This window comes from Achromobacter ruhlandii, assembly GCF_002082135.1.
Taxonomy (GTDB): domain Bacteria; phylum Pseudomonadota; class Gammaproteobacteria; order Burkholderiales; family Burkholderiaceae_B; genus Achromobacter; species Achromobacter ruhlandii.
In genome coordinates this window covers 1,986,420-2,011,972 of the sequence record NZ_CP017433.1, presented here as the reverse complement: position 1 = coordinate 2,011,972, position 25,553 = coordinate 1,986,420, and the positions used below count along the sequence as shown (strand labels likewise).

Sequence of the window (25,553 nt, the reverse complement as noted above, 5' to 3'; positions counted from 1 at the left end):
CATTGCCATCATGGTCGGACATTCATCCGGAACAAGGAGGTTTCATGCCGCATTCCAAAACCGCAATCCTGTCGGCCATCATGTTGACGGCCGCGCTGTCCGGTGCCCCCGTCCTGGCGCAGAACGCCCCGCCCGCCAGCCAGACGCCCATGGCGCCGGCGGCGGTGCAGCCCACCGACCAGCAACTGCAGCGCTTCGCGTCCGCGTCGCAGAAGGTGTCGGGCGTGGTGGACGAATACCGTCCCAAGGTCGATGCCGCCAAGACCGACGCGGAAAAGCAGAAAGTGATCCAGGAAGCCGATGCCAAGATGGTCAAGCTGGTGCAGGCCGACGGCCTGTCCGTGCAGGAGTTCAACGGCATTGGCCAGGCCGTGCAGCAGAACCCGCAGCTCAAGGAACGGCTGATGAAGATGGGCAAGGCCGGCGCGACGGTACAGTAGGCCCCGCGCGCGGCGGCCCGCCCGGCCGGGAGGTCGCCGCGCCAGCCGCGCCGCCGTTGGAGGTATCCTAGGCACCTGTCCACAGGCCCAGGGCCTACCCCTCCAAAGGAGCGCGGCATCTTGACCCCCGATCTCACCCTGTACGACCTGGCCGGCGCCGATCCGACGCTGCGCTTCAGCCCGCATTGCTGGAAAACGCACATGGCGCTGGCCCACAAGGGCCTGACCGCCAACACCGTGCCGTGGCGCTTCACCGACAAGGAAGCGATCGAATTCTCGGGCCAGAAGCTGGTGCCGGTGCTGGTGCACGGCGACCACGTGATCAGCGATTCGTGGCAGATCGCCTGCTACCTGGAAGACACGTTCCCCGAACGCCCCTCGCTGTTCGGCGGCGATACCGGCCGGGCGCTCAGCCTGTTCGCCAACAGCTGGGCCGACACCACCCTGGTGCCGACGCTGGCGCGGTTGCTGCTGCCGGAGATCCACGCCCTGATCGACGCCAAGGACAAGGACTACTTCCGCCACACCCGCGAAAAGCGCTTCGGCCGGCTTGAAGACCTGCCCGCGCTGCGGGAGGAACAACTGGCGGCCCTGCGCGCCTCCCTGCTGCCATTGCGCCAGATGCTGGCGCGGCAGCCGTACCTGGCCGGCCAGCAGCCGGCCTATGGGGATTACGCGGTGTTCGGATTCTTCATGTGGGCGCGCTGCACCAGCGCGCTGGAACTGCTGGCGGCCGACGATCCGGTGGCCGCGTGGCGCGAGCGGCTGCTCGATGCCCATGGCGGGCTGGCGCGCCAGGCGCCCGTGGCGGCGGCGTAGCCGGGGCGGCACTGGCGCCCGGTGCACACGCGGGCGTCACGCGCGGGCCGCCCCCCTGCTCCGGCGGGCGGCCGACGGAGAGGCTCAGGTCTTCAGGCGATAGCCGGTCTTGAAGATCCAGCGCACCACCACCAGGCAGACGGCCAGGAACACCAGCGTCATGGCGACGCTGATGCCGACGTTGACGTCGGCCACGCCATAGAACGCCCAGCGAAAGCCGCTGACCAGGTACACCACCGGGTTGAACAGCGTCACGCCCTGCCAGAACGGCGGCAGCATCTTGATGGAATAGAAGGTGCCGCCCAGGAAGGTCAGCGGCGTGATGATCATCAGCGGGATGATCTGCAGCTTCTCGAAGCCGTCGGCCCACACGCCGATGATGAAGCCGAACAGGCTGAAGGTGATGGCCGTGAGCAGCAGGAAGCCCAGCATCCAGAATGGATGCGCGATCTCGAACGGCACGAACAGGCGCGCCGTGGCCAGCATGATCAGTCCCAGGATGATGGACTTGCTGGCCGCCGCCCCGACGTAGCCGGCGACGATCTCCAGGTACGAGATGGGCGCCGAGTGGATCTCGTAGATGGTGCCCGAGAAGCGCGGCATGTAGATGCCGAACGAGGCATTGGCCACGCTCTGGGTCAAGAGCGACAGCATGATCAGGCCCGGCACGATGAAGGCGCCGTAGCTGACGCCGTCGATCTGCACCATGTGCGAACCGATGGCCGAGCCGAACACCACGAAATACAGCGAGGTGGAGATGACCGGCGACAGCACGCTCTGCATCAGCGTGCGCCAGGCGCGGGCCATTTCGAAGCGATAGATGGCGCGGATTGCGTAAAAATTCATGATTGTCCGTGCACCAGGCTGACGAAAATCTCTTCGAGCGAGCTTTCCGAGGAGTTGAGGTCGGTGAATTCGATGTCCAGTTCGGTCAGGCGCCGCAGCAGGCCGGAGATCTGGCCGCCGCCCTGGTTGTCGTAGGTGTAGACCAGTTGGCGGCCATCGGCCGACAGTTCCAGGTGGAATGGCTCCAGCACGGTCGGGATGCCCGACAGCGGCGCCTTCAGCGTCAGCGTCAGGCGGCGCTTGCCCAGCTTGGTCATGAGCGCGTTCTTTTCCTCGACCAGGATGATCTCGCCCTTGCGGATCACGCCGACGCGGTCGGCCATTTCCTGGGCTTCCTCGATGTAGTGGGTGGTCAGGATGATGGTGACGCCGTTCTCGCGCAGGCGCCGCACCATGTCCCACATGCCGCGCCGCAGCTCGACGTCGACACCGGCGGTGGGTTCGTCCAGGAACAGGATCTTGGGTTCGTGCGACAGCGCCTTGGCGATCATCACGCGCCGCTTCATGCCGCCGGACAGGGCCATGATGCGGCTGTCCTTCTTGTCCCACAGCGACAGATCGCGCAGCACCTTCTCGATGTATTCCGGGTTGGCCGGCTTGCCGAACAGGCCGCGGCTGAAGGTGACGGTGTTCCAGACGCTTTCGAAGGCGTCGGTGGAGATTTCCTGCGGCACCAGGCCGATGGCGCTGCGGGCGGCGCGGTAGTCCGTCAGAATATCGTGGCCGTCGGCCAGCACCCGGCCTTCGGTTGGGTTGACGATGCCGCAGATGATGCTGATAAGCGTGGTCTTGCCGGCGCCGTTGGGGCCGAGCAAGGCGAAGATCTCGCCGCGTTGGATTTCCAGGTCGACGCTTTTGAGCGCCTGGAATCCGGAGGCGTATCGCTTGGATAGGCCCTGAACTGAAATGACCGGCTGCACGCTTGCTCCCAGCTTGGTGTGGACAACCGGCAATTTTACCCTCCGCGCGCAGGCCGCTTGTTCGGGCTGGTGGAACGCTGTGTTTGGAAAACGCAATAAATGTTCCGGGCTGCCGTACACTGCCCGGGCAGGCAAAAAACAGGGCGGCGCACGCCCAACACAGGGGAACCGGGCCGTCCAGGCCGGTCAATGGCATGTTCGCGGATCTGAAACACCTGTCACACCACGCGGCCTGGCGCCGCCAGCTGGAAATGCTGCTGGAATCGGCTGGCGAGGGCATCTACGGCATCGACCTGCGCGGCCGCTGCATCTTCATCAACGGCGCCGGCGCGGCCATGCTGGGCTACACCCCCGACGAGGTGGTGGGCCGCAACATGCATTATCTGATCCACCACTCGCACGCCGACCGCAGCCTGATGCCGGTGCACGACTGCCGCATCTTCAAGGCCTTCCGCGACGGCCGCGGCGAACGGGTTGACGACGAGGTGCTGTGGCGCCGCGACGGCTCCTGCTTCGACGCCCAGTACGCCTCGTACCCGATCCGCAACGACCAGGAGGTGGTGGGCGCGGTGGTGACGTTTTCGGACATCAGCGCGCGCAAGCGCATCGAGCGCGAGCTGCAAGGCACCCGGGCGCAACTGGAAGCGCGGGTGCAGGCGCGCACCGCCGAACTCAGCGCCGCCCATGAATCGCTGCGGCGGCTGGCCTCGCACCTGAGCACGCTGCGCGAGCAGGAACGCGCCCACATCGCCCGCAATATCCACGACGACCTGGGCGCCTCGTTCACCGCGCTGCAGCTGGACCTGAACTGGCTGCGCCGGCAACTGGCGGGCGAGCCGCCCCTGCAGGCCCACCTGGACCGCATGCTGGAGGTGACGCAGACGGCCATGGACGCCACCCGCCGCATCCTCAACGACCTGCGGCCGGTGGTGCTGGACCACCTGGGCCTGTGGGCGGCGCTGGAAACGCTGCTGCAGGACCTGCAGGCGCGCAGCGGGCTGCGCTGCCGCTACCTGTGCCCGCCCGACACCGAAAGCCGCCGCCTGGCGCCCGAGGCGGAAATCGCCGTCTACCGCATCGTGCAGGAACTGTTGACCAACGTGCAGCGCCACGCGCGGGCCCGCAGCGTCAGCGTCAGCGCGGTCTGGGGCGAGGATGGCCTGCTGCTGGAAGTGGAAGACGACGGCGTGGGCATGCGGCTGCCCGAAACGCGCCAGACCTTCGGCATCCTGGGCATGCGCGAACGGGCCCGCGCCATCGGCGGCGACCTGGAGCTGGACAGCGCGCCCGGCGCCGGCCTGTGCGCCCGCCTGCGCCTGAACCCGCAAACGGCCTGAGGAGACGACGCCATGCCCCTGAACCTGCTGATCGTCGACGACCACCTCATCATCCGCCGCGGCCTGGCCCGCATCCTGCAGGAAGACCCGCGCGTGGGCCTGGTGCGGGAGGCCGCCGACGCCCCCGCCGCCCTGCGCGCGCTGCGCCAGGAGCCCTTCGACGCGATGGTGCTGGACGTGGCGCTGGGCGAGCGCGACGGCCTGGACGTGCTCAAGACCGTGCGCGCCGACCATCCGGCGCTGGGCGTGGTGATGCTGTCGGTCTATCCGGAATCGCAGTTCGCGGTGCGGGCCCTGCGCGCCGGCGCCCATGCCTACCTGAACAAGGGCTGCGATCCGGACGAGCTGCTGGCGGCGCTGGTCAACGCCGCCGCCGGCCGGATGTACGTCACCCCGGCCGTGGCCGAACTGCTGGCGCACACCGTGCGCCAGGACAGCACCCGGCCGCCGCACGAGCTGCTGTCCAACCGCGAATTCCAGGTGCTGCAGCTGCTGGCGGCCGGCAAATCGGTGTCGGCCATCGGCGAGCAGCTGGCGCTGTCGGTGAACACCATTTCCACTTACCGCGCGCGCATCTTCGAAAAGCTGGGCGTGCGCACGCTGGTCGAGCTGGTGGACTACGCCCGCGCGCACCAGCTGGGTGCGCGCTGAGCGCCACGCGCACCGGCCCGGCGCGCCCGCGCACCGTGTAGTGCGCCCCCTACATGGATATCGTCGAACCGGCGATACCGGGCGCCGGCGGCGCGCTCCAAGATGGAGGCATTCCGAACCCTGGAGGCCTCCATGTCCCTGTTCAGCAATCCGTTCGATCCCGCCAGCCGCCTGGCCTGCGCCTGCGGCCGCCATGCCTCCCAGGCCGAGCACGCGCGCGCGGCGGCGGACGGCCAGGACGCCCGCGCTGGCGCGGCGTCCGGCGACTCCGCCTTTGACCGCGCCGTGGAAGGCGCCGTCATGCGCGCCCTGTTCCCGCAAGACGCCCTGCGCCGCCGCTTCCTGCGCGCGGTCGGCGGCGGCACGGCCATGGCCGCCGTCGCCGCGCTGTTCCCGCTGGCGGCCGCCAAGGAGGCCTTTGCCCAATCCGCCGGCCCGCTGGAGAAGCAGAAGCTGAAGGTCGGCTTCATCCCCATCACCTGCGCCACGCCCATCATCATGGCGCACCCGATGGGGTTCTACGGCAAGCAGGGACTGGACGTGGAAGTGGTCAAGACCGCCGGCTGGGCGCTGATCCGCGACAAGGCCATGTCCGGCGAGTACGACGCCGCCCACATGCTGTCGCCCATGCCGCTGGCCATCACGCTGGGCGTGGGCGCCAGCCGCGCGGTGCCGTGGACCATGCCCGCCGTGGAGAACATCAACGGCCAGGCCATCACCCTGTCGATGAAGCACAAGGACCGGCGCGATCCGAAGGACTGGAAGGGCTTCAAGTTCGCGGTGCCGTTCGACTATTCCATGCACAACTACCTGTTGCGCTACTACCTGGCCGAACATGGCCTCGATCCGGATACCGACGTGCAGATCCGTTCGGTGCCGCCGCCCGAAATGGTGGCCAACCTGCGCGCGGACAACATCGACGGCTTCCTGGCGCCGGATCCGGTCAACCAGCGCGCGGTCTATGACGGCGTGGGCTTCATCCACACCTTGTCCAAGGCCATCTGGGACGGCCATCCGTGCTGCGCGTTCTCGGCCAGCCACGAATTCGTCACCTCCCAGCCCAATACCTACCAGGCCCTGCTCAAGGCCATCATCGAGGCCACCGCCTACGCCCGCGATCCGGCGCACCGCAAGGAGATCGCCACCGCCACCGCCACGCCCAACTACCTGAACCAGCCGGTCACGGTGGTGGAACAGGTGCTGACCGGCACCTACGCCGACGGCCTGGGCAACGTCCTGAAAGATCCGAACCGCATCGACTTCGACCCGATGCCGTGGGGCTCGTTCGCGGTGTGGATCCTGACGCAGATGAAGCGCTGGGGCCAGGTCAAGGGCGATGTGGACTACCAGAAGATCGCCAACGAGGTGTTCCTGGCGACCGACGCGGTGCGCCTGATGCGCGAGGCCGGCCTGCCCCCGCCCGCCGACACCGCCAAGACCTTCAGCGTGATGGGCAAACCCTTCGACCCCGCCCAGCCCGAGGCCTACCTGGCCAGCTTCAAGATCCGGAGGAGCTGATGCGGGCCGAGCAACCCTGGCGGGCGACCTTCCTGTCCGTCATCCTGTTTCTGCTGTTCCTGCTGCTGTGGCACGTCGCCACCCGCCCCGCCGCGGGCGCGGCGACGGTCGATCCGGCCTATGCGGCGCTGGTCGGCAACGCGGCGGCCGGCGGCTCGCAGACGCCCTTTCCCGGCCCGGCCGAGGTCGGCGCCCGGCTGTGGCAGCACCTGCGCGATCCGTTCTATGACCGCGGCCCGAACGACAAGGGCATCGGCGTGCAGCTGGCGTATTCGGTGGCGCGGGTGCTGACCGGCTTCCTGCTGGCGGCGCTGGTGGCGATTCCGCTGGGCTTCCTGATCGGCATGTCCAGGACCGTCTACCGCGCCTTCGACCCGTTCATCCAGGTGCTCAAGCCGATCTCGCCGCTGGCCTGGATGCCGCTGGCGCTCTACACCATCAAGGACGCCGACACCTCGGCCATCTTCGTGATCTTCATCTGCTCGCTCTGGCCGATGCTGGTGAACACGGCGTTCGGCGTGGGCGCCGTGCGGCAGGACTGGCTGAACGTGGCGCGCACGCTGGAAGTGTCGCGGCTGCGCACCGCCCTGCTGGTGATCCTGCCGGCGGCCGCGCCCACCATCATGACCGGCATGCGCATCTCGGTCGGCATCGCCTGGCTGGTGATCGTGGCGGCCGAGATGCTGATCGGCGGCACCGGCATCGGCTACTTCGTGTGGAACGAGTGGAACAACCTGTCCATCGCCAACATCATCTGCGCCATCCTCTTCATCGGGTTGGTCGGCATGCTGCTGGACAGCGTGCTGGCGCGCGCCGCGCGGCTGGTCAGCTACCGGGAGTGAACGCCATGAGCCAACCCTTTCTGCAAGTGCAGGCGCTGGCCAAGCGCTATCCGGGGCGCAACGGCCAGCCAGCGGCCCCGGTGTTCGAGAACATCGCCTTCGGCATCGAACAAGGCCAGTTCGTCTGCGTGATCGGCCATTCGGGCTGCGGCAAGACCACCATCCTGAACATCCTGGCCGGCATCGACGAGGCCAGCGAAGGCGTCGTCATCATGGACGGCCGCGAGATCGCCGGCCCGTCGCTGGCGCGCGGCGTGGTGTTCCAGGCGCACGCCCTGCTGCCCTGGCTGAGCGCGCTGCAGAACGTCGAATTCGGCGTGCGCTCGCGCTGGCCGGCCTATTCCCGCGCCCAGGTGCGCGAGCACAGCCTGCGCTACCTGGACATGGTCGGCCTGGCCCGCGCCGCCGACAAGAAGCCGTGCGAGCTGTCGGGCGGCATGAAGCAGCGCGTGGGCATCGCCCGCGCCTTCGCCATCCAGCCGCGCATGCTGCTGCTGGACGAGCCCTTCGGCGCGCTCGACGCGCTGACGCGCGGCACCATCCAGGACGAACTGCGCGCCATCGTGCAGGAAACCCGCCAGACCGTCTTCATGATCACGCACGACGTGGACGAGGCCATCCTGCTGTCGGACCGCATCCTGCTGATGAGCGCGGGCCCCCATGCCCGCATCGCCGAGTCGGTCGAGGTGGACCTGCCGCGCGGCCGCACCCGCGCCAGCCTGCACCACGAGCCACGCTACTACGAAATCCGCAACCATCTCGTCGACTTCCTGGTCGACAAGGCTTCCCACAAGGAGTGAACCCCCATGATGTCCCGCGCCGAAGTCACCGAACTGATCGTCACCCGCCGCCTGGAAAAGAAGCTGTCCTGGGCCGCCATCGCCGAGGCCGTCGGCCAGAGCAAGGAATGGACCACCGCGGCGCTGCTGGGCCAGATGACCCTGACCGAGCAACAGGCCCAGGCCGCCGCCCGCCTGCTGGACCTGCCCGCCGACGCGGTGGTGCAGCTGCAGGTGGTGCCCTATAAGGGCTCGCTGCCCACCACGGTGCCCACCGACCCGCTGATCTACCGCTTTTATGAGCTGATCAACGTCTACGGCACCACCTTCAAGGCGCTCATCAACGAAGAGTTCGGCGACGGCATCATGAGCGCCATCGACTTCAAGATGGACCTGACGCGCGAGGCCGATCCCAAGGGCGATCGCGTGCAGATCGTGATGAGCGGCAAGTTCCTGCCCTACAAGACGTATTGAGCAGGACACGGCGGGCGCGGCGGCCCGCACGCGTCAACCTTCCACCGCCAGTTCTTCCCAGCCGAGATCGCGGGTGCGCGCCAGCGCTCCGGTCACGGCGGCGGCCGCGTCGCGCGCCGCGTTTTCCAGGGAATCACCGGCCAGCAGCCGCGCGGTGATGGCCGCCATGAACACGTCGCCGGTGCCATGCACCGAGGGCGGGATGGCGATCTCGGGGTGGCCCAGCACCACGCAGTCGGCGGCCGTCACCACCGCCAGCCGCAGGGTGCCGGGCGCCGCCGTCTGCGGCGCGGCGCTGGTGACCACGATCCATTCCGGCCCCTCGGCGATCAGTTCGCGCGCGGCCGCCGCCACTTCGTCGATCGAGGCCAGCGGCCGGCCCACCATCTGCTCCAGCTCGAAATGGTTGGGCGTCATGCCGTGGGCATGCGGCACCAGCCTGCGGCGGTATTGCGCCACCAGCCCGGCATCCACGTACAGGCCGTCGTTGCGGTCGCCCATGACCGGGTCGATATGCACCCGCACCTCGGGCCGCGCCGCCCGCAGCCCGCGCAGCCAGTCCGCCAGCAGGTCGGCCTGCCCGGGCTGACCCAGGTAGCCGCAGACCACGGCGCGCGCCACCGCGGTCACGCCGCGCTCGTCCAACCCGCGCAGCAGGCCCTCGAACCAGTCCAGCGGCACCGCGCCGCCGTGCAGCGTCGGATAGTGCGGGGTATTGCTCAGGAGGACGGTGGGCAGCGCGATGGCGCGCAGCCCGGCCTGGCGGAACACCGGCATGGCGGCATTGTTGCCGACGCAGCCATAGACGACCTGCGATTGGATGGAAATGACGTCGACCCGCGCGGTCACGGCGGGCAGCGCTGCGCCGGGCGTCGGGGCAGCGGAAATGGCGGTCATACGGAGGGCTCCTGCGGACAGAGACGAAATCCGCCTTATTCTATGCCCACCCGGCGCCCCCCCGGTCCGCCGCCCCCGCCGGCGGCGTGGCCAACCCGGCCCTCAGTCGCGCGCGGCGGCCAGCCAGCCGGCCCCGTCCAGCACCGCGTCGTCGATCCCCGCCAGGTGCGGCGCGAACGGATAGGCCAGCGACGACACGATCTGGCACTGCGCCAATTGGGGGTGATCGGCGTTCAGCAGATACTGGCAGCCGCCGGCGGCCGAGGGCACCCGCAACAGCAGGCTATCGCCGCGCGCCAGCCAGGCGTTGCCGAAGGCGCGCGAGGCCTGCAGGTCGCTCTGCCAGCCGGCCGGCGGGCGCGGATCGGCCACCGCCGCGAGCGGCACCACCACTTCCAGCAGGAAGTAATTGCGCGGCAAGGCGCGCGGGTGCGCCACCTCGGCCTGCGCCAAGCGCGCGAACACCGCGGCGGCGGGGGTCGCGTCCAGCACCACCACCGCCGCGCCCGCGGCATGCCAGCGGCCGGCCGGGCGGGCGCGCGGCATCAGGTCCTGGCTGTTGCTCAAGCGCCAGAGCGTGGTCATGGGCCGTTTCCTTCGTCGATGTTGATCAGCCACTGCTCGATCAGCGCGGCGTAGCGTCCGTGCTGGCACAACAGCAAGGGCACCCGGCCGTGCAGGCGGCGCTTGGGGCTACAGAGCCAGCGCCGCGCGCCCTCGGCGCCACCGAACACCAGCTCGGCCAGCCACGCCACCCGCAGCGCCCGGTACAGCACCCGCAGGTCGGCCAGGTCGAGGCTGTGATCACGCAACGAATCGCGCGGGCGGCCGGGTTCCAGTTGCGGCACCAGCGCCAGCCACTGCGACAGATCGCCGGCGAAGGTGCCGCGCAGCGACTGCAACAGGGCCGCCGCGCACTGCAGGCTGACGGGCGGTCCGGCCTGGCCCAGCGCCAGGTCCAGCCGCGCCTGCAGCGCCGCGCCGATACCGCCGCCCTCAGGGCGCGCGGGCGGCGACGGCGGGCTGGGCCGCCGCGGCGGCCGCGCTCTGGTCGAAAGCGGCATTGAGGGCCGCGCCATCGATGCTGACGGTTCCTGCATTCAGCAACCCCTCCAGGTAAGCCCTCGCCGCCAGTTCCTGGCGTTGGGTCCGCAACGCGGCACGCAACTCATCCTTGACCTGCTCGTAGGGCGCCACGCTGGCCGCGCGCAGGTCCACCAGCTTGAGGATGTGGAAGCCGGCGGCCGACTGCACCGGCGCCGACACCTCGCCCGCCTTGAGCTGTTCGATGGCCGGGCGCATCTCCGGCGTCAGCTGCGCCAGCGGCACGTAGCCGATGTCGCCGCCCTGGGCGCGGGTCGAAGCGTCCTGCGAATAGCTCTTGGCCAGCGCCGCGAAATCCGCCTTGGGCGCCTGGGCGCGCTTGGCCAGGTCCTGCGCCTGCTTGCGCGCGGCGGCCACGGCCTCGCCGTCGCCCAGCGCCGCCGGCAGGAAGATCTGGCTGACGCGGTACAGCGCCGGCTGCGCCAGTTGCGGCCTGGCGCGCTCGTAGGCGGCGCGCAGGTCGGCCTCGGCCGGATAGTCGTCAGGCGCGCGGCTGACCGAATCCAGGTAGGTCTGCAGCACGATGCGCTCCTGCGCCGCCTGGAAGGCGCGCTTGAGTTCGGGTCGCTCCTGCCAGCCCTGGGCGCGGGCCTGCTCGACCAGCGCCTTTTCGGCCAGGCGCGCGCGCAGCCACTGGTCCAGTCCTGCGCGATTGCCCTTGAGCTGGGCCCGGGCCTCGGGCGGCAGCGATTCGAGCTGGCGCGCCAGTTCGTCGCGGTCCACCTGCACCGCGCCCAGGGTGGCCACGGCTGGCGCCTTTGCCGGAGCCGGCTGGGCGGCGGCGGCAGCGGCCGGCGCCGCGCCCTTTTCCGGCGCGGCCGCCGCCTTGGCGGGCACGGGACTGGATTCGCTGCTCTGCGCCGGGCTGCCGCGCATCAGCGCCACCGCGCCGGCCAGCACCGCGATCAGCAGCACCGCGGCGGTCACGCGCAGCCGCGCAGGCTGATTGGAGAGAATGTTCATGGTCGGAACCTCGCTTGCTTGGATGCGCCATTCGCCGCCACGGCGGCCTGGGGGGTTGGGGACGTTGCCGTCCCGAACGCCAGGCGCCGGGCCTGGCGGATGGATCAGTTCAGCGCCTCGGTGGCGGCGTCCTGCCGCGGTTCAACGGCGCCGGTATCGGCGCCGGCTTCGGCGGAGGCGTTGGCGCGCAGGAACAGCAGGAACTCCTGCAACAGACGGTCCCACAACTCGACGGTGGCGCGCAGGTAGTTCTCGGACACGCCGCCGGCCAGGATCACGTCCAGTTCCAGCACCAGGAACACCCCCTGCAGCGTCAGGCGGGCGAAGCGTTTTTCAACGTTCCAGCGCTCGGCCAGTCCGGGCGGCAGTTCGCCCTGCACGCGCAGCGTGCAGCTCAGCGTGTAGTCCAGGTAGCTGCCGGGTTCAACGGCGGGGTTGCCCATGCGCGCGGCGAAGCCCACGCCCTGGCTGGCGCTCAGCAATTGCACCATGCCGTTCTGCTCGGACACGGTGACGCGATAGCCGGCGGATTGCAGCAGTTCCTGCAGGCGTTCGACATTCACGTCGAGAATCAGGCTGGAGTCGGTCATTGCAGTCATTCCTAGGTAAAAGAGATCAATTCAGAGAGATCGGTCCGCAGGCAAAGCCGTTCATTACAGTCTCCCTGCATGAAAGAGATAAGACAGCGCCCTGGCGCTCAGGGTTGGGCCGCCGGCGCCGGCGGCGCGGCGGCGCCGACCTGCGCGTCGTACAGCCTGTCGCCATATGCCTGCGCCTGCTCCTCGAACTTGACGCGCGCGCTGCCGGCGAAGGGCTGCTTCATGGCCAGGATGCCGCCGGCGCCGATGCGTTCGTAGGCATTGAGGATCTCCTTGCCCGCTTCGTACATCTCGCGGTTCTTGGCGATGCAGGCCTTGGCCTCGGTGTCGCGCTGCGCCAGGGCGCGCGCCAGGGTCTGGCGTTCGGCCTCCTTGGCGCGCGACAGCGTCAGCAATTCGTCATAGGCGCCCTTGAACTTGCCCAGCTGCGCGTGGCTGGCGGCCACCTGCGCCTGGGCGCTTTCCATGACCGCGCCCTGCTGCTCGGCCAGCTTCTCGGCCTGGCCCTTGGCCTTGGCCAATTGGCCGCGCAGCGCCTCCAGCTCTTTCTGGGCGGCGTCGCGCTGGGCCTCGGCGGCGGCCTTGGCCGCGTTGACCTGGGCCTGCTCGCTCTGCAGTTGCTGCAGTTGCTGGGTGGTGCTGCGCAATTGGGCGCGCAGGCGCTCTTCCATGGTTTCGGCGTGCGCCGGCAGCGCCACGCTCAGGCCGGCGGCGCACAGGGCCGCGGCGGCGGCCAGCCGCCGGCCGCGCCCCAATGCCCGGGGCGGGCTCGATTCATCCCATAAGCTATGCATGTCCATGGCCTCAGAACCTGGCGTTGATCTCGAACTGCATGGTGTCGATGGACAGCGGCGCGCCGTAGATCTCGCGCGTGCTCATCCAGCGCAGGACGCCGTACACGTTCTTGTCGAAGGCATAGCCGCCGCCGATGTAGTAGCCGCGCGCGTTGGTGCCGCCCTGGTGGAACGACGAATCGTTGAAGGCATCGGGCAGCGCGTCCGGCTGGATGTACTTGTAGCCGACGAAGGCCAGCCAGTCGCCCTTCTCCTTCAGATCGTACGAACGGCCCAGCGTGGCCTGCAGCATCCAGGCGTTGGGGCCGCTTTCGATGTCGCCGTTCTCGCCGACGTTGTTGACGAGCTGGCCTTGCGAGCGGCTCGCCATCTTGCTCTTGCTGTAGGCCAGGTTGCGCAGGTAATTGGCGTTCAGGCGCAGGCCCAGGCCGTCGAACACGCGCGTGTCCCAGCGCAGGTTCAGGTCCAGCAGGTCGAACTTGGACGCCAGGCCGACGTATTGCGGCTGCGGCGTGTTGGCGGGGTCGAGCGGGTTGGACGTGATGTTGCGCAGCAGGAACAGGGTGTTGCCCTTCTGCATGAAGGCCGGACGCGACCAGTCGGTGTCGCAGTTCTCCTGGCCGGCCCAGGGCGAGCAGGCGCTGGAGCGCTTGCCGGCGATGTTGTCGAAATGGTAGTAGGCCAGCGCGCCGCGCAGGCTGTTGCGGCTGTCGATCTTCCAGTCGGCGCCGGCCTGGGCGGCCAGCAGCCACTTGTCCTCGCTCTTGCCCTCGGAGAACGACGACGAGTTCCAGCCGTTCGAGCCGTACTCGGTCGAGAAGGCGCCCAGGGTGCCGAACAGCGTCACATCGCGGCCTTCCAGCGGCTGCTTGAAGATCGCGGCAATGCCGTCGAAGTTCAGGTCGTTCGAGAACAGCATGTCGGTCGACTCGAACGGGTTGGCGATGCGGCCGCCCGTGACCGTGGCCCACTTGGCGGGGCGGTAGGTCAGGTAGGCCTGGTCCAGCCAGATGTCCTTCTTGCCCATGCCGCCGCCCAGCGTCTGCGAGGTCGACACCGGGCTGTCGTCGCTGCCGGTGGCCAGGCGGATGCCCGCGGTCCAGGATTCCGAGATGTCGGCGCGCACGCCCAGGCGGGCGCGGATGCGCAACTGGTTGCGGCGGTCCTCGCGCGTGTTCAGCATCGGCGGGTAGTTGCCGTTGGTGTTGCGGTTCAGGTCGTACGGGCCCTTGGCATTGAGCTTGGCGAAGTCGACGATTTCGTTGCTGTTGTTGCCCGAGTACAGGCGCGACTCGTCGCGCACACGCACGTCGCCGTCGATGGTGATGCGCGACACCCAGTCGGGGAAGGTATTCGGCTGGGCCCAGTTTTCCGCCTTGGCCTGCACCATCACTTCCGCCTTGACCTCGTCGCGGATCTGGTCGCGCACGGTCTGCGGGATATAGGGCACGCGCACGTCACCCGCCTGGGCCACGGCGGCGCCGCGGTCCTGCGGCGCGGCGCGGGCGGCCTTGGCCTCGGCTTCGGCCTGGGCCACCAGGGCCTCGGCCTGGTCCGGCTTGAGCACGCCCTGCTGCACCAGCAGGCGGATCAGGTTGATGGTGGCGTTCTCGGACGGGGCGGGCGCGGCGTTGCCCGTGGCCGGCAACGCCACGGCGGCGCCCGCCGCGGCCAGGGCCAGCGATGCCGCCAACCGGTTCAATTGGAACTTCATTCTCTTGGCACTCCAGGATCGGTTCAATTCAGCACTTCAGGAGGGGCGGCGGCCGGTCAGCGATGCCCGGATCGGCATGCTGGCCGAGGCCGGCGGACGTTCATCCAGGCCCGGCACCGCGCGCAGCGCCGCCACCACGCGGGCGTCGACGTCGGCATCGCCGCTGGAACGGGTCAGTTCGACGCGCGTGATCTGGCCGCTGGCCGTGAGCCAGATGTTGGCTTGCAAGCGGAAGGTCAGATTGCGCGTGCGCTCGTCTTCGCGCAGGATCTTCTGCAGCGCGTAGGCGAGGTACTGGCTGTAGGTGGCGTTGCCGGCGCGGCCGCCGCCGCCGCCGGCCATGCCCTTGCCCTGGCCGGCGCCGATGTTGAAGGCGTCGCTGCCCGCCTGGGCATCGCCGTCGATCTGCATCGGGTTGGCCAGGTCGTCGGCCGGGCGCGGTGGCGCCTCGTCCTGCGGCTTGGGCGGTTCGGGCGTGGGCTGCGGCTCGGGTTCGGGCGTGGCCACCGGCTCTTCCTTGGGCGGCTCGGGCTCCGGCGGCTTTTCCGGCTCGGGCGGCGGCGGCGGAGGCGGCGGCAGCGGGATGATCGCGGTGACCTTGGGCGCGTCGCGGCGCACCCCGGCCATGTCGTTGGCCCAGCGCCAGAGCGCGTAGGCGGCCGCGATCAACACCACCGCCACCGCCGCCAGCTTGAGCCAGCGGCGCGCGGGATGGGGGGTGCGCGGGGAATCGGATGCGTGGTGCGGCATGACGGTTGCCTCGGCCCCTTATTTCGGCTTGCCGGTGACCAGCCCGACCTGGGCCAGTTCCAGCCGGCGCAGCAGGTCCAGCACTTCCACCACCTTCTGGTACTGCACGGCGGCGTCGCCGCGCACGATCACCGGAAAGTCGGGATTCAGCGCCTTCTCCGTGCGCAGCCGGTCTTCCAGCTCGGGCAGGGTCACCGGGTAGGCGTCCAGGAACACCTGGCCCGCGTCGTTGACGGAAATCGCCTTCGTCTTGGGCTGCGACAGGGCGATGGACGAGCTGGCCTTGGGCAGGTTGACCTTGATGCCGGCAATCTGCGCCGTGGCGGTCAGGATGAACATGACCAGCACGACCATCAGCACGTCGACCAGCGGCGTGATGTTGATACCGTCCACGGGCGCGTCGTCGTCATCGTCCTGGGAAGCGGATACGGAAGCCATGGGGTCGTCTCCTTATGCTTCGGCGGCGGCCGGCTGCGCATCGCGCACGGCCGGACGGCTGGCGACGGGCGCGCGCGCGCCGCCGTGGTGGGCGGCTTCCTGGGCCTGGCTTTCGCCATGCACTTCGGCCAGGCGCGTCACGAACTCGTCGACGAACACGCGCATGTCGGCGCCGACTTCCTTGTTGCGCGAGACCAGGCGGTTGTAGCCAAACAGCGCCGGGATGGCGACGAACAGGCCCATGGCGGTGGCCAGCAGCGCGGCGGCCATGCCCGGGGCGATGGCGTTGATGTTCACGTCGCCGGCCATGGCGGTGCCCAGGAACACCACCATGATCCCCAGCACCGTGCCCAGCAGGCCGATGTACGGGCCGCCGGCAATGGCGTTCGAGAGCGAGCCGAGCCTGGCGCCCAGCAGCTGGTTTTCCTTGGTGCGGACGGCGTCCATCGAGGCGCGGATGGCCTCAATGGTGGCGGCCGAGATCGAGCTGGTGTCGGCGCCCTGCTCGCGGCGGGTGCGGATTTCATTGACCGCCACGCGATACAGGCGCCACAGCGAGGCGTGCTCCAGGCGCTGGGCCAGGGCCTTGTCGTCGGCCAGCAGTTCCAGGCGCTGGCCGACCTTGGCGAAGGACTCGCGGAAGACCTCGTTGGCGCGCGCCACGCGGGCCACGTTGCGGCTCTTCTTGATCATGATGATCCACGACTGCACCATCATCAGCACCAGGATGGCGATGATGACCCAGGCGTCGATCGGCACCGCCTTGAGCAAAAAGCCCAGGCCGCCGAAGCCGAAGCCCGACTGTTCCTCGTCGTTGCCGTAGGCCACCAGGCGCGACTCGGCGCCCTGCGAGATCGCGTCGGCCAGGATCAGCGCGGCGGGACGGGCAACGCGCGACAGGCGCACTTCGTCGATGGCGCCGACGAACGGCGCGTACACATGCGGCGCCGGCGCGGCGGCGGCCTCGGCCGGCGCGGTGTCGCCATTGGCGGGCGCGGTGGCCGCCGCCGGCGCGGGCACGTCACCGCCCAGGGCGGCGGGCGTGTTCAGCGGCGGCAGGCTGACGGCCAGCGAGGACGTGGCGCGGCCGTTCACATACAGCGTGACCTGGCTGCCATCGGCGGTCACCGCCAGGTGCTGCCAGGCCGCGGGCGTGAGCGACTGGCCGGGCTGACTGCGCTGGCCGTTCACTTCGACGAAGGGCACGCCCTGATTGATGCCGATCAGCAGCGCATTGCCGCCGTCGCGGCGCGCGTACACCAGTTGCTCGCCGGCCGGCTGGTCGGCGCGCACCCAGGCGCTGAAGGTGAAGGCGCCCGCGGCGGGCACGGCCAGCGAGGGGCTGGCGGGCAGCATCAGCGGCGCGCCGCCAGCGAATTGGGCGGCGCGGCCGATCACGCCGTCGACCGCGGCGGCCATGGGCGTCTGCGCGTTGTTGCTGTTGCCGGTGGTGTCGCGCGGCGGCGCGCCGGCCGCGCCGTCGAAGTGGTAGACCAGCGTGTAGTTCGGGTCGAAGGTCAACTGGCCGTTGGCCGAAGCCGGCGCCTTCTGGTTGCCGTAATACATCCAGATGTCCTGGCGCTGGCCGTCGGCCAGCGCCGGCAGGTCGACCCAGATCAGCGCCATGCCCAGCAGCGGATCGAACGCTTCCAGCTGGTGGTTCAGCACGGTCTGGTCATCGCCGGCCACGAAGCGGATGTCCGCGCCCTTCTCGTTGATGCCGTCGAAGGTGAAGTTGCCGGTGTGCAGGCGCACCAGCAGCGGCGCGCGGCCGGCGGCGGCGCCCAGCGGCGCGCCCTGCGGCGTGCTGTCGACGGTGATCTGCTTGCGGTACTGCCAGTCGGGTTGCCACCAGGCGTTGGCGGCGGACGGCAGCACGCCGGCCAGCACGGTCAGTAGGAGCATCAATAAGCGTTGCATGGTCAGGACTCCGGGATAAATACGGTTTCGCGCGCGCTCAGAAACTGGCGCGGACGCTGAAGTTCAGTCGGGGATCGTGTTTCTTGGTGTTGGGGCCGTCCTTGAGCGGATAGCCCCAGTCCAGCGAGCCGGACAGCCAGTCCAGCACCTGCAGGCGCGTGCCCAGGCCGACGCTGGCCAGCGAGTAGCTGGCATCCTGTTCGGGCAGCGGATCGCGCAGGCGCAGCGTGGCCGCATCGGCGAAGGCATAGAAGCGCCACTCGTTGACGTTGCTGCCGAGCCAGCGCGCCAGCGACGGCGTGCGCCACTCGACCGACCCCAGGAAGCCATCGTCGCCAGTGCGCTCGGCGGCCAGGTAGCCGCGCACGCTGGTGCTGCCGCCGGCGGAGAATTGCTCGTTCGAGACCAGCGCGCCCGAGGCCAGCTGGAAGCCGGCGCGCAGGCCCAGTTGCCAGTCGCCGAACAGGTTCTGCGTATGGGTGCCGTCGCCGCGCAGCAGCGCGAAGCTGGGGCTGGCGCGATAGCGCTTGTCGTCGAATTCCTTCCAGTCGCTGCCCAGGCCGAAGAACGAACGGCTGGCGCCGACGATCGACAGGCCGACGCTGCTCTGCGACGACTCGGAATAGCGGTAGCCGTTGTACGAGAAGGTGAACGGCACGTACTTGAGCGGGATCAGGTCTTCATTGCCGCCAAAGCGCGTGGTCTCATCGAACTTCTTGTAGTCCAGGCCGACCGACAGCGAGTTGTACCAATCGCCCTGCGGCGCCAGGGTGTAGATGGCGCTCATGCCGAATGAATAGCCCTTGCCCAGCACATTGGTGCCGCCGATGGTGGCCACGTTGCTGTCGCTCTTGTAGCCGGTGAACTGCAGGCTCCATTGCTTGTCCAGCGGCATCGAGTAGGAGCCGGACCAGACCTTGGCGTTGTCGGTTTCCTGCGGCGCGGTGAAGAACGTCAGGCTGACCGAATGGCCCAGCTGCCACAGGTTGTCGTAGCCCAGCGACGCCGTGCTGCGCAGGCGCGTGGTGTCGGCGCTGTAGTCGTTGTTCAGGCCCAGGCTGGCGTGCCACGGGTTCTTGTCCTCGACCTTGAGGTCCACGTCCATGGTGCCGGGGATGCGGCCTTCCTTGACCAGCGGCACCACCTGGCGGCTGGCGCCCTTGTTCAGGCCGGTCAGCTCGGCCTGCGCCTGGTTGAAGTTGGGCACCTCGCCCTCCTTCAGCGCCGGCACCTCGTCGCGGATGGCCAGCGGCGAATAGTGTTTCGCGCCCACCACGCGCACGCGGCCGACCTTGGTCTCGGCGACCTGCAGGAACACGATGCCGTCGGCCACCTGCTGCTCGGGCAGGTCGACGTACACGGACTGGTAGCCGCGTTCCTGGTAGACGGCCTGCAAGGCTTCGCGCGCGGCCTCGATGTCGGCCAGCGTGCGGTCCGGCCCCAGGTAGGGATAGACGGCCTTCTCGATGTCGCGCGCCTCCAGCACGGTGTTGCCGCGCACGATGTATTCGTTGATGTTGACGCGGCGCGCCTCCTGCGCGGCCGGCGCCGGCTGCGCCCCGGCCACGCTCGCAGCCAGCGCCAGCGCCGCCGCCACCGGCGCGCCGCGCATCATGGCGCGCAGCGCGCCGCCCCTGCTCTCGAAATCATGCATAGCGATGCACTCAGTTCCTTGTGTGATAGCCGGTCTGGCACCGGCCGCTACCGTGCAGCGCGCTTGCGACAATCCCGTTACGGTTTTCTGCCCGCATACCCGCGTCTACAGCTTCTGCTTGTTACTAGACGTTCCCGGGCGGCGCGGACTGCGCGTTGTAAGAAAAATTTCATGAAACAGCGCGGGCCCGGGGAGAAGCCGCGCGGAAAAGCATCAGGGCCCGGTTTTCGCCGGGCCCTGAGCCGCTTTTCAAGCGCCATGTTCATGACGATGGCATGACAGGCGGCCGGCTTTTTGCCGACCGCCTGCAACCCCGGCGTCAACCGCCGCTATCCACGCCCTGCACCTGCACCACGCCGTCGGGACGGTAGGACGGCGTGGCCGCGCGCGGTTGCGGCGCGGCGCCGGCGCCGGCCAGCGGTTCCTCGCCATAGCCCAGGATCTGCACGCTGATGACGGATGGCTGGTTCTGCCGCGCCTGCTGGCGCGCGCGCTGCGCCGAATCCTCGGCCGCGCCGGACGCGGCCGAGGACGCCGCGCTGGCCGAGGCCAGCGCGCCGGTGTTGACCACCGCCGTCACCGGAATGCCCTTGCTGTCGCCCTGCACCTGGATGTTGGCCGCGTTGACCACATGCAGCGCCGCGACGTTGACGTTGCCCGACACCCGGATGCCGGCCTCGCCCGCGTCGATGGTGCCCAGCGGCGCGATCAGGTCGACGTCGCCCGCCGGCACTTCGGCGATCGGCGCCAGCGTGGCGATGCCGGCGCCGGTGGACGGCGCCGTCGGCGCCAGCGTGACGTTGCCCAGGGCATCGTAGACGCGCTTGGGCGCCGTGTAGACCACCGTGGTCTTGGCGCCGCGGCCGGCGTTGATGTCGCCCTCGGCCGACCAGGCCTGGATGTGGCCGCCGAAGGTGGTCATGATGCGGCTCTGGCCCAGCAGCACGCTGCCCAGCGCGTACAGCTGGATGTCGCCCTGGCCCTGCGTCACCACGCCCGCCGTCGCCGGCGGCGCCGCGCCTTCGATGCCCAGCACCTGCTGGCCGCCCGGCGTCAGCACCTGGATGTTGCCGCCGAACTGGGTGCGCAGGCCGGCGCCGCCATACATGGTGAAGTCGCCCTGGTACAGGCGCTGCGCGCCTTCGGCGTCGGTCTGCGGGAACAGCGCCGCGATGGCGCGGCGGCCGCGCAGATAGCTGCCGGTGCGCGGGCCGCCCTGCTCGTTGTACTCGCGGCCGCCCTTGCGCAATTCGGCGAAGTACAGCTGGCGCGCGTAGAGGCCCTGCTGCGCGGGCGCCAGCGCGTCCAGCGCGGCGCGCGCGCCGTCCTCGCCGCCGTCGTAGCCATGATGCAGGCGCAGCCAGTTGACCAGGTGCAGCTCGCTTTCCTGGCGATAGTCCTGCATCAGGTCGCGGCGCTTGCGCGCCGGATCGGCCGCCGCCTCGGCATCCAGCATGCCCTGGCGGCGCGCCAGTTCGGCCGCCGCGCCCGACTCGTCGCCCTGGTAGCCGTACGCCTGGCGCAGCCAGCCGGCCAGCGACAGTTCGCCGGCATAGGACTGCGCCACGCGATCGGGATTGGCGCCCAGGGTCTGGCCCGCGGCCAGCGCGCGCGCCGGGTCCAGGTAGCGCGCCAGCAGGCCGGCGTAGTCCGGGCCCTGCGGCCCGACGCCCGCCAGCACCGCGATGCTGGCGCCGGGGCGCGCGTCGCCGCGCACGATGGCGCCCAGGCTGACCACGCTGGCCACATCGTCCTGGCGGATGTTGCGGCCGGCCTGCATCAACAGCGTGCCGGGGCCGGCCACCTTCAGGTCGGCCCGCACGATGTCGCGCCCGGCGATCACCTGCGACAGGTCGTTGGCATTGCTGTGCAGGCCCAGCGCGCTCATCCCGAGGATGTCGCGCCCCGCCCGCACCGAGACCGGCAGCGCGGCCTCGTACCAGGTCAGCACGGTGCGCGGCCGCCCCTGCAAGGTATCCGTCATGATCCGCGTCTCGGCGCCGGCGCGCAGGCCGACGATATCGCCATTCACGGCATGGAAACGCGCCACTGCCGTTCCGCCTTCGCGCGGCGACGCATCCAATGGCGTATTGGGACCGAACGTGAACAACGGCTTGGGCGAGTTCGGCCAGACCTTGTTGCCCTCGACCGAGACATTGAAGATGGTCTGGTCGTTGTTCTCGCCCGCATTGCTGGCCATGAAGCCGGGACGCCACGGCGTCGGCAGCGGCGTGTCCGCCCCCGACATCGACACCGCATGCGCGCCCGCGGCGAAGATCGAGCCGCCGGCCAGCATCGACAAGGCACCGCTGGACGACGGCGCCAGCAACAGCACGTGATTGACGTTTTCCGCCTCGCGCGTGGTGGCGGCCAGGATGATATTGCCGCCGGCCGCCGTCACGCCCAGCTTGGACGGGTAGAGGTAGCTCATCTGCCGCTGCGCGCCGGCCCGGGTCGTGTCATCGGTCTGCAGGTCCGTGCCCGGCTTGAAGGTATTGTTGGTGGTCAGCGGCGTCAGGTTGCCGCCCGCCGAGAACAGGTCGATGGCCGTGGCCGGCGTCCACAACGTGAACCAGCTTTCGGCGCCGCCGCCCTTGGACAGGCTGCCCTGGGTGTAAGGGCTGGTATTGATCTGGCGCACGCGGCCGGGATCCGGCGCGTCGGCCAGCACCAGGTCGCCGCGCGTATCCAGCGAGGCCACCGCATCGCCCAGCAGCAGGCGCGGCCCGCCCATGGGCTTGCCGCCGCCCACCGCGGACATATCGGGCGCGCGTAGCTGAGCGCCGTCGCCATAGAACAGCGAGATGCCGCCGACGCGGCCCGCCGTCAGGGTCAGTTGCCCGCGCAGATTGACCAGCAGCCCGTTCAGATCGACATCCTCGAAGTTGCCGGCATAGCCGGTGCCCGTGCCAGCGCTGCCGTCGGTCTGCTGCATCGCGCGCAGATTGGGGTTGTAGGCGCCGCCGATGCGCAGATCCATGTCGCCGCCGCCCGTCAACACCAGGTCGCCATCGACCACCCGGCCGGTGCCGGCCACCACCGCCACCAGGGCCTGCGAACGGCCGGATGCCAGATTGTTGTTGAGCAGCGCGTCGCCGCGCGCATCGCGCACGCCCGCATCGCGTCCGGCGCTGATGCTGAGATTGCCGCCGCCCAGGGTGCCGAAGCCGGTGAAACCCACCACCCGCGGCTGCTGGCTGTTGGTCGAGGCATTGGCCGCGTACGTGCCGAAATTGATCCACCAGCTCGACGCGATGTCGTTCACGCCCGGCATGCCCACGCTGCCCTGGCGCCACAGCCAGTTGCTGAGCGCGGCGCTGGGGTATTTGGTGTATTCGACATCCTGAGTGCCATAGCGCTGGGCGTTCATGGAATTCGCGCTCCATGCATCGCCGTAGATGTCACGCCCCGCCGCCACGGTCAGGTTGCCGCCCTGGTCCGGGTACCAGGCGCGATAGGCGGCCAGCGCCGCGTCGTACTTGCCGTCGTGCTGGATGGTGCCCAGCACGGCGTCATCGTCGGTCGTGCCGCGCGGCAGGTTGAAGCGCGCGTCCAGCGGCGCCCCCAGCGACGAGGGCGCGCCGGCCGTGTACACGCCGTACACCGACGCCATGCCGACGTCGCGCCCGGCCAGCAGCGACAGGTCGCCGGTGCCGGTGCGCAGCACGCTGAACAGCGGCGCGCGGTCGCCGTAGCGGTAATCGCGCTTCACGGTGGTCTCGGTGTGGCCGCCGCCTGCGCAATAGCTGACGTCGAAGCACACCTCGTTCTCATCCATGAACCATTCCTGCGCCAGCTTCCTGACCGAATAGCCGACGTAGGCCGGGTCGCCGAAGTACAGCAGCGCCCCCTCCAGCGTCAGCGTGCGCGAAGCCGCCTCGCAGTAGCCCGTGCCGTTGCAGAAGTCGTCCTCGCTCATGAAGAAGCTTTCGGCAATGGGCTTGGGCGAGGTTCCCAGCAGGGACTGGTCCAATCCCAACTCGTCGATGGCGGTCTGCGTCAGCCCGCGGTCGCCGATGAATACGCTGGTGATGGTCTTGGTGCCAAAGCCCAGCCGGCCGTAATGCGTGTCGGCCAGGATGATGTCGCCCTGCCCGTCCGGCCGGCGCGCCGCCATGTCGGCCGCCGTCAGGTCCGCGCCCGCCACCGCCATCAGGCTCCAGGCGCTGGCGCCTTCGCCCAGCATCGGCGCCAGCGCCCAGTTGCGGCCCTGGCGGCCGTCCGGCCCGACCGGCCTCAGGTTGATGGGTTGATGGCCCGGCAGTTCGATGAAAGTCTGCGACGGGATCAGCGACCCGCGCGCCAGGTCCAGGCGCGCGCTGGCCTTGAGCGCCGCCGGCAGCGGCACGCCCTTGGGCCAGGTGAAGGCCTGCAGCGCCGCTGCGTTGCGCAGCGTGAAGCCCGCGCCCAGGCGGGCGCCCGCGCCCAGCGCCAGCGCCTCCTGCAGCACCGTGCCGGCGCGCAGCACGCGGCCGTCGGCCAGCGTCAGGTCGCCGGTCAGCACCAGGCCGGCGGGCAGCGCCAGCGGGCCGTTCAGCGTCGCCGCCATCGGCAGCACGGTGCCGGCCGGCAGCGTGGCGGCCTGCGCCGGCAGATCGTAATTGAGCGCCCGGCCGGCCGGGAAGATGGTGCCCGTTTCCAGTTGGACGCCATCGATGGGCACCACCAGGTCTTCGCCGAACGGCGTCTGGCCATTGTCCAGGAAACGCCCTTCGACCAGCTTCCAGCCGCTGTCGTCGATGGTCTCGGGCGGCGGCGCGAAGCCGTCGTTGATGCTGCCGTGGATGGCCAGGTCGCCGCCGGCGCGCAGCACCAGCTTGCCCGGCTCGCCGTAGCCGCGCAGCGCGGCCACCGCGCGGTTGGCGTTGGGGCCGTAGCGGTAGTTCGACAGGTCGATGTCGCCCGATACCGTCAGATTGCCATCGGGCGTGGCGCTGACGATCTCGACGCCGGGTCGCAGGTGATACGGGCCCAGCGCCGCCAGCTGGGCGGTCAGCGCGCCATTGCCGAGCGCGGCGTTCATGAAGGCCACGCTCTCGGCGTCGATGCCGTCCAGGTAGGCCTGCGTGATCAGCTGCGGCGTCTTGCCGCTGACGTCGGGTTTGGGCGCCAGCGGCGCGTCGTCATAGCGGCGGAAGGCGTTCACCGCGACCGTCCTGGCGCCCAGGATCTGCGGCGTGCCCGTGACGCGGATGGCCACGTCGTTGGCGCCGTCGCCGGAGCCGGCAATGGCGCCGCGCTCGCCGCCGCCGCCCAGGCGGCGCGCATTCAGGTCGAGCGTGCCGAGCTGGCGGCCGCCCAGGCGGCTCGGGTCGTCGGTGCCGGTGCGCAGGTCGAAGCGCGCGCCGGCGTCCAGCGCCAGCGTGCCGTCGCGCGAGGTCAGTTCGATGATGGCGCGGTTGGCGGCGTCGATCACCTTGCCGTAGCTGTCCAGGCGCAGGCGCGCGCCATGCGTGTCCAGCAGGCCGTTGATGCGCAGGTCGTCGCGCGCCGCCAGACGGATCGCGCCCACCTGCCGGCCGCTGGCGTCGATACGGCCATCGACCGTCAGGCTGCCGCCATCGACGCTGATCTCGACCACGCGCGCGCGCACCTCGTCGCCCACCACCAGGTCGCCCTGCTTGAGCTGGAAGCGGCGGGCGCCGGTGACGCCGCCCTGGTTCAGCCGTTGATTCAGGCCCGCGAAATCCGCCAGCGTCTGCGCGCGCAGCGTGATCTCGGCGCCGTCATAGGGCACGCGCGTGCCGCCGGCATCGTGCTCGCCGCTGGCCCCGCCCAGAATGACGCCGTCCAGCGCCACGCGGCCGCCGGCCGCGCCCAGCGCCACGGCCTGCATGCGGCCGCCGCGCTGGTTGCGCGCCGACAGGTCGATGACCGACCCGGCGGCCTGGACGATGTTGCCGGCCACGCTGCTCAGCTCGAGATCGCCGCCCCAGCTGTAGCGGACCGCGTCGTAGGCCGTGAAGGCGCGGCCCGACAGGTCGATGCGCGCGCCGCCCGCCAGGGTGATGTCCTCGTCGGCCTTGACGCTCAGCTTGCCCGACGGCAGCGCCACCGTCGAATCCAGCGTGACGCGCCGCGCCTTCAGATCGAG

The 25,553-nt window shown here is 69.8% G+C and carries 22 protein-coding genes; 8 read left to right on the top strand and 14 right to left on the bottom strand.

Annotated elements, in window-relative coordinates; translation table 11 throughout:
• Window positions 1-44 precede the first annotated feature (44 nt).
• Both AruCF_RS09140 and AruCF_RS09135 read left to right on the top strand, forming a co-directional pair.
• Window positions 45-440: a DUF4168 domain-containing protein gene (locus AruCF_RS09140; RefSeq protein WP_054417419.1), complete on the top strand. Its 396-nt coding sequence runs from the start codon at window positions 45-47 to the stop codon at window positions 438-440.
• Window positions 441-560: 120 nt separating this feature from the next.
• Window positions 561-1,259, top strand: coding sequence for a glutathione S-transferase family protein (locus tag AruCF_RS09135; RefSeq protein ID WP_083036652.1), 699 nt, complete (start codon window positions 561-563; stop codon window positions 1,257-1,259).
• Between the two features lie 84 nt (window positions 1,260-1,343).
• Here the strand turns inward: AruCF_RS09135 and AruCF_RS09130 are convergent, their stop codons facing one another.
• Together AruCF_RS09130 and AruCF_RS09125 are read right to left on the bottom strand one after the other, a co-directional pair.
• Complete coding sequence (locus AruCF_RS09130) at window positions 1,344-2,105, bottom strand: ABC transporter permease (protein ID WP_054417417.1); 762 nt, start codon at window positions 2,103-2,105, stop codon at window positions 1,344-1,346.
• Window positions 2,102-3,025 (bottom strand): ABC transporter ATP-binding protein, encoded by a 924-nt coding sequence (locus tag AruCF_RS09125; protein WP_083036650.1) that lies wholly within the window; start codon window positions 3,023-3,025, stop codon window positions 2,102-2,104. The genes AruCF_RS09130 and AruCF_RS09125 overlap by 4 nt, the downstream gene beginning before the upstream one ends.
• A gap of 194 nt (window positions 3,026-3,219) precedes the next feature.
• Here AruCF_RS09125 and AruCF_RS09120 point away from each other — a divergent pair, with 194 nt between their 5' ends.
• The 6 genes from AruCF_RS09120 (at window position 3,220) to cynS (ending at window position 8,626) form a co-directional block, all read left to right on the top strand.
• On the top strand, window positions 3,220-4,362 hold the full coding sequence (locus AruCF_RS09120; protein WP_083036648.1) for a sensor histidine kinase: 1,143 nt from the start codon (window positions 3,220-3,222) through the stop codon (window positions 4,360-4,362).
• 12 nt (window positions 4,363-4,374) lie between these two features.
• On the top strand, window positions 4,375-5,013 hold the full coding sequence (locus AruCF_RS09115; RefSeq protein ID WP_054417414.1) for a response regulator: 639 nt from the start codon (window positions 4,375-4,377) through the stop codon (window positions 5,011-5,013).
• 132 nt (window positions 5,014-5,145) lie between these two features.
• Window positions 5,146-6,531 carry a CmpA/NrtA family ABC transporter substrate-binding protein gene (locus AruCF_RS09110; RefSeq protein WP_083036647.1) on the top strand — a complete coding sequence of 462 codons (1,386 nt, stop codon included), beginning with the start codon at window positions 5,146-5,148 and terminating at the stop codon, window positions 6,529-6,531.
• Window positions 6,531-7,373 (top strand): nitrate ABC transporter permease, encoded by an 843-nt coding sequence (gene ntrB / locus AruCF_RS09105; protein WP_083036645.1) that lies wholly within the window; start codon window positions 6,531-6,533, stop codon window positions 7,371-7,373. The genes AruCF_RS09110 and ntrB overlap by 1 nt, the downstream gene beginning before the upstream one ends.
• A 5-nt stretch (window positions 7,374-7,378) precedes the next feature.
• Window positions 7,379-8,173 carry an ABC transporter ATP-binding protein gene (locus AruCF_RS09100; protein ID WP_068980293.1) on the top strand — a complete coding sequence of 265 codons (795 nt, stop codon included), beginning with the start codon at window positions 7,379-7,381 and terminating at the stop codon, window positions 8,171-8,173.
• Window positions 8,174-8,182: 9 nt separating this feature from the next.
• Window positions 8,183-8,626: a cyanase gene (cynS, locus tag AruCF_RS09095; protein WP_045953619.1), complete on the top strand. Its 444-nt coding sequence runs from the start codon at window positions 8,183-8,185 to the stop codon at window positions 8,624-8,626.
• A gap of 33 nt (window positions 8,627-8,659) precedes the next feature.
• Here the strand turns inward: cynS and pdxK are convergent, their stop codons facing one another.
• The 12 genes from pdxK to AruCF_RS29815 all read right to left on the bottom strand — a co-directional run.
• Window positions 8,660-9,523, bottom strand: coding sequence for a pyridoxine/pyridoxal/pyridoxamine kinase (pdxK, locus tag AruCF_RS09090; RefSeq protein WP_083036644.1), 864 nt, complete (start codon window positions 9,521-9,523; stop codon window positions 8,660-8,662).
• A 102-nt stretch (window positions 9,524-9,625) separates the two neighbouring features.
• Window positions 9,626-10,108 carry an RES family NAD+ phosphorylase gene (locus AruCF_RS09085; RefSeq protein ID WP_063570267.1) on the bottom strand — a complete coding sequence of 161 codons (483 nt, stop codon included), beginning with the start codon at window positions 10,106-10,108 and terminating at the stop codon, window positions 9,626-9,628.
• Complete coding sequence (locus AruCF_RS09080) at window positions 10,105-10,587, bottom strand: MbcA/ParS/Xre antitoxin family protein (RefSeq protein WP_068952449.1); 483 nt, start codon at window positions 10,585-10,587, stop codon at window positions 10,105-10,107. Before AruCF_RS09080 ends, AruCF_RS09085 begins: the two co-directional genes overlap by 4 nt.
• Complete coding sequence (locus AruCF_RS09075) at window positions 10,520-11,590, bottom strand: peptidylprolyl isomerase (protein WP_083036642.1); 1,071 nt, start codon at window positions 11,588-11,590, stop codon at window positions 10,520-10,522. The genes AruCF_RS09080 and AruCF_RS09075 overlap by 68 nt, the downstream gene beginning before the upstream one ends.
• A gap of 104 nt (window positions 11,591-11,694) precedes the next feature.
• On the bottom strand, window positions 11,695-12,180 hold the full coding sequence (locus tag AruCF_RS09070; RefSeq protein WP_083036639.1) for a YbjN domain-containing protein: 486 nt from the start codon (window positions 12,178-12,180) through the stop codon (window positions 11,695-11,697).
• 107 nt (window positions 12,181-12,287) lie between these two features.
• The gene (locus AruCF_RS09065) at window positions 12,288-12,983 is read right to left on the bottom strand and encodes a DNA repair protein (RefSeq protein ID WP_333474452.1); all 696 of its coding nucleotides are present in this window, start codon (window positions 12,981-12,983) and stop codon (window positions 12,288-12,290) included.
• Between the two features lie 10 nt (window positions 12,984-12,993).
• Complete coding sequence (locus AruCF_RS09060) at window positions 12,994-14,697, bottom strand: putative porin (protein WP_083036630.1); 1,704 nt, start codon at window positions 14,695-14,697, stop codon at window positions 12,994-12,996.
• Between the two features lie 36 nt (window positions 14,698-14,733).
• Window positions 14,734-15,447 (bottom strand): TonB C-terminal domain-containing protein, encoded by a 714-nt coding sequence (locus AruCF_RS09055; RefSeq protein ID WP_054417403.1) that lies wholly within the window; start codon window positions 15,445-15,447, stop codon window positions 14,734-14,736.
• Window positions 15,448-15,465: 18 nt separating this feature from the next.
• A complete protein-coding gene (locus AruCF_RS09050; protein WP_054417402.1) occupies window positions 15,466-15,885 on the bottom strand; it encodes an ExbD/TolR family protein in 420 nt (139 codons plus the stop codon).
• Between the two features lie 12 nt (window positions 15,886-15,897).
• Entirely contained in the window at window positions 15,898-17,805 is a 1,908-nt protein-coding gene (locus AruCF_RS09045; protein WP_083036629.1) for a DUF2341 domain-containing protein, read from the bottom strand.
• 37 nt (window positions 17,806-17,842) lie between these two features.
• Entirely contained in the window at window positions 17,843-19,459 is a 1,617-nt protein-coding gene (locus AruCF_RS09040; RefSeq protein WP_063570260.1) for a ShlB/FhaC/HecB family hemolysin secretion/activation protein, read from the bottom strand.
• 319 nt (window positions 19,460-19,778) lie between these two features.
• On the bottom strand, window positions 19,779-25,553 hold a 5,775-nt coding region (locus tag AruCF_RS29815), incomplete at its 5' end, for a filamentous hemagglutinin family protein (RefSeq protein ID WP_167385875.1).

Coding starts and splice junctions, on each gene's coding strand:
- AruCF_RS09140 (WP_054417419.1), top strand. CDS start 45: ATGCCGCATTCCAAAACCGCAATCCTGTCGGCCATCATGTTGACGGCC.
- AruCF_RS09130 (WP_054417417.1), bottom strand. CDS start 2,105: ATGAATTTTTACGCAATCCGCGCCATCTATCGCTTCGAAATGGCCCGC.
- AruCF_RS09120 (WP_083036648.1), top strand. CDS start 3,220: ATGTTCGCGGATCTGAAACACCTGTCACACCACGCGGCCTGGCGCCGC.
- AruCF_RS09115 (WP_054417414.1), top strand. CDS start 4,375: ATGCCCCTGAACCTGCTGATCGTCGACGACCACCTCATCATCCGCCGC.
- AruCF_RS09110 (WP_083036647.1), top strand. CDS start 5,146: ATGTCCCTGTTCAGCAATCCGTTCGATCCCGCCAGCCGCCTGGCCTGC.
- ntrB (WP_083036645.1), top strand. CDS start 6,531: ATGCGGGCCGAGCAACCCTGGCGGGCGACCTTCCTGTCCGTCATCCTG.
- AruCF_RS09100 (WP_068980293.1), top strand. CDS start 7,379: ATGAGCCAACCCTTTCTGCAAGTGCAGGCGCTGGCCAAGCGCTATCCG.
- cynS (WP_045953619.1), top strand. CDS start 8,183: ATGTCCCGCGCCGAAGTCACCGAACTGATCGTCACCCGCCGCCTGGAA.
- pdxK (WP_083036644.1), bottom strand. CDS start 9,523: ATGACCGCCATTTCCGCTGCCCCGACGCCCGGCGCAGCGCTGCCCGCC.
- AruCF_RS09085 (WP_063570267.1), bottom strand. CDS start 10,108: ATGACCACGCTCTGGCGCTTGAGCAACAGCCAGGACCTGATGCCGCGC.
- AruCF_RS09080 (WP_068952449.1), bottom strand. CDS start 10,587: ATGCCGCTTTCGACCAGAGCGCGGCCGCCGCGGCGGCCCAGCCCGCCG.
- AruCF_RS09075 (WP_083036642.1), bottom strand. CDS start 11,590: ATGAACATTCTCTCCAATCAGCCTGCGCGGCTGCGCGTGACCGCCGCG.
- AruCF_RS09070 (WP_083036639.1), bottom strand. CDS start 12,180: ATGACCGACTCCAGCCTGATTCTCGACGTGAATGTCGAACGCCTGCAG.
- AruCF_RS09065 (WP_333474452.1), bottom strand. CDS start 12,983: ATGCATAGCTTATGGGATGAATCGAGCCCGCCCCGGGCATTGGGGCGC.
- AruCF_RS09060 (WP_083036630.1), bottom strand. CDS start 14,697: ATGAAGTTCCAATTGAACCGGTTGGCGGCATCGCTGGCCCTGGCCGCG.
- AruCF_RS09055 (WP_054417403.1), bottom strand. CDS start 15,447: ATGCCGCACCACGCATCCGATTCCCCGCGCACCCCCCATCCCGCGCGC.
- AruCF_RS09050 (WP_054417402.1), bottom strand. CDS start 15,885: ATGGCTTCCGTATCCGCTTCCCAGGACGATGACGACGACGCGCCCGTG.
- AruCF_RS09045 (WP_083036629.1), bottom strand. CDS start 17,805: ATGCAACGCTTATTGATGCTCCTACTGACCGTGCTGGCCGGCGTGCTG.
- AruCF_RS09040 (WP_063570260.1), bottom strand. CDS start 19,459: ATGCATGATTTCGAGAGCAGGGGCGGCGCGCTGCGCGCCATGATGCGC.